This window comes from Corynebacterium sp. (assembly GCF_012838985.1).
Classification (GTDB): Bacteria; Actinomycetota; Actinomycetes; order Mycobacteriales; family Mycobacteriaceae; genus Corynebacterium.
Genome location: NZ_DUOE01000192.1, coordinates 1 through 3091 on the forward strand (window position 1 = coordinate 1; position 3091 = coordinate 3091).

The 3091-nt window shown below is 64.8% G+C and carries 1 protein-coding gene and 2 pseudogenes; 1 reads left to right on the forward strand and 2 read right to left on the reverse strand.

Features of this window, described 5'->3' with window-relative positions:
• Positions 1–353, reverse strand: a pseudogene (locus tag GXZ33_RS10945) (2-isopropylmalate synthase); the annotation flags it as partial.
• A gap of 773 nt (positions 354–1126) precedes the next feature.
• Here GXZ33_RS10945 and GXZ33_RS10950 point away from each other — a divergent pair.
• The gene (locus GXZ33_RS10950; protein ID WP_291341061.1) at positions 1127–2227 is read left to right on the forward strand and encodes a glycosyltransferase 87 family protein; all 1101 of its coding nucleotides are present in this window, start codon (positions 1127–1129) and stop codon (positions 2225–2227) included.
• Between the two features lie 619 nt (positions 2228–2846).
• On the opposite strand, the pseudogene GXZ33_RS10955 reads toward GXZ33_RS10950, so the two are convergent.
• Positions 2847–3091 (reverse strand): annotated as a pseudogene (locus GXZ33_RS10955) (DMT family transporter); the annotation flags it as partial.

Below are 3091 nucleotides of genomic sequence, written 5' to 3' on the forward strand. Positions count from 1 at the left end.
TCGAAATCAGTCTGGGATGCGGAGGGGAAACCGACCTCGATTTCCTTGAAACCCATCTTCACCAGCAGTTCGAACATGCGGCGCTTACGCTCCGGGCTCATCGGGTCGATGAGGGCCTGGTTGCCGTCGCGCAGGTCCACGGCGCACCACTGCGGGGCGACGGTGATCTTCTTGTCCGGCCAGGTGCGGTCCGGCAGGACGATGTCCTCGACGGCCTCGGCGAAGGGGCGGTAGCGGTGTACCGGCATCGAGGAGTTGCGCTGCTTGTTCCAGGCGGGCTGGCCCTCGCGGCGCGGTCCGTCCGGGGTGCGGATCTCGGAGGGGGCGGAGATGAAGGAGTCGTTCGGGGACATGGATATTTCCTTTTCGGGTCTTTATGCGGCTACCAGGGGCCGGCAATGGCCTTCACTGTAGTAGCCGGGGAGGTCTCACCGCTGATGAATCCTGTTGATTCAGCGGAGGCAGCAACCGGCAACACCAGACTCCGCGACGGGGTGCCGGTCGCTTGTTACTGGACCTGAGACCCGCCGCGGCGAAGAAGAAGCAGGTTCGCGCGGGAGAACATGCTGTGAATTCTACACACTCCGGACCTCCGCGCAACGCAGTTTTGTGAAGAAACGTGAAAAGCCCTGCTCCACCCTGCTTTATGGCGTCCGGGGCGGCGGAATCATGTCGACCCCCGCCGCACCGGAGGCGCGGCGGGGGTCGGTGTCGGAGTCCGTGAGTCCCTAGGAAAGGTGGGAGCTCAGCGTCGTGAACGGCCAGGAGGCCCAACCGAACAGGAACTCGAACGGGGAGATCGCCCAGTTGATCAATTCAGCAGATCCGTGCATGGCGGTTCCTTTCTCTCGATTAATGAACCGCCTCTTATGTTACGTGTGCGGCTGCGGGACGTCCATACTTTTCCGCTGGGAGAATCATGGCACCGGGGACACGTGTGTCCCACCTTGCCCGCAGCACGGGCCCGTAACAGAATGCAGGGGATCAGCCCAGGGAGCTGAGGAAGGGCGCAGCCTCAACGATCGAGGAGGCGAGGCCGTCGAGAAGCAGGACGAAGGGAAGGGGAATGACGCTGAGCATGGGGTCTCCTGATGTGAGAGGTGTTTCCCACCAGGGTAGCGCGGGGATGCGGTGGTTTCGAGTGCTTCTCGACGCCACCCTCATCCTCCTCCTCGGCACCGCCTTCCGCGTCGCGACGCTCAGCGTCCTCGCCCGCACCAACGACGACTCCCTCACCGGCCTGCTGACCAAGTGGGACGCGGAGTACTACCTCGAAATCGCCGAAAACGGCTATTTCCAGGCCGACATCGCCACTGATGTGCCGGTGCATGAACGCACCCTGGCCTTCTTCCCCGGCTACCCGGGGCTGGTGCGGCTCGTCCACGAGCTGACGCGCCTGGAGTACGGGACCGCGGCCGCGCTGGTCAACATCATCGCCGGGATCGCCATGACGGCCGGCGTGATGGTGCTCGCCCAACGCATGGGGGCGGGACGGGCCCCGCAGATCGGGGCGGCCGTCGTCGTGTCCTCCGCCCCGATGGCCATCACCTACTCCATGCCCTACACCGAGGCGCTGTTCGGGGCGCTGGCGGTGTGGTCGCTCGTCGCCCTCATCGACAGGCGCTGGTGGTGGGCCGCCGGCCTCATCTTCCTCCTGGGCTTCACCCGCCTGACCGCGGTCACCATGATCGGCGTGTTCGGGCTGGTGGTCCTGCTGTACGCGCGCCGGGACTGGCGGGCCTGGGTCGCGCTGGCCCTCACCCCGTGGTCGCTGCTGGGCTACCTGGCCTGGGCGAGCAGCCACACGATCAGCCGGGGCGGCTACTTCGGCATCCAGGAGGACGGCTGGGACTCCGGCTTCGACTTCGGCCGGGCCACCGTCGTCTGGGTGTGGGAGGTCCTCACCACCAGCGCCGAGGGTGGTTGCCTGCTCAGCGTCGGCGTGATGGCGGCGGCCGTCGTGGCGCTGGTGGCTGCATGGGGACGCACCCCGCTGGAGGTGTGGTGGTTCTCGGCCGCCATCCTGGCCACCGTCCTGCTCTCCGACGGCATCATGCACTCCCGCCCCCGCCTGCTCCTGCCGGCGGTGATCCTGCTGCTGCCGTGGGTGCTCCGGGCCGCGGAGAGGCTCCCCCGGGGTTGGCAGCTGGGCGCCGCCGCCGGGTGGGTGGTGTTCGGGGCGTGGTTCTCGGCGTACATGCTCGCCGTATTTGAGTGGGCGATCTGAACCGGTTCTGGCCAACTTGGCGCGAGATTCCCCCCGCAATGGGGTGGTTTCCGGGGAATGTAGTTGCGCCCGACGTGCGCCTTCCGCTTCAAGTTGTATTGAAGTCACAATCAGTTAACGAAGAGCCTTAAACTGTCCGAGCGCCTGTGATTTTCCGGGGATAAGTCTCGCATTTCGCCGGGAGATCTCGATTGAACGGACGGAAACAGGCACTGCTTCTGGTCTCTGGGGATTGTCTGGCGCGGTTTCGATCCATATCGCGTCCTTCTGGCTCGCCCAGATTGATGACCTGGACAGCCAGGAGAAATCCGTGGCCCATCGCAACCCCCTCGGGGTCGCGTGCACCCGTACATCCCCCGGTGTCTCGGGTGCGCTCCCGCAGGAACAGGCAGTAACCATGAACAACCGCAACGCCGACACCTTGGAGAGGAGGTAGACCATGCTCTTTCTTCCGCTTCCCATCGTGATCGAGAACATCCAGTTCACCGGATCGTCCCTGCTCGACTTCTTCGTCGGCAGCTCCATCTGGCTGTACGACATCGTCGCTGGCACCGGCAGCTCCATGACGGAACTGTTCACCGTGACCTCCTCCTGATCGGAGGTCGCCCGCAGACACCACCGTCGCGGCGACCATGGCGAGGAACGCCAGCGCCATGAACAACCAGCCGGTCACCGTCGACACCTGGAACTTCTCGCCCAGAACGAGGTAACCCAGGGAAAACGCGACGATGGGTTCAGAGATCGTCATGGCGGGCAGGGAGTTCTTCAGTGCGCCCGCGTTGAAGGAGTACTGCTGGACGATCGTGCCCAGGGTGGCGCCGAGGATGAGGGCGTAGGTCTCCCAGTTGGTGACGATGGCCCACA

Bases quoted from the DNA above. Each gene is read 5' to 3' on its own strand.
- GXZ33_RS10950 (WP_291341061.1), top strand. From the start codon at position 1,127: ATGCGGTGGTTTCGAGTGCTTCTCGACGCCACCCTCATCCTCCTCCTC.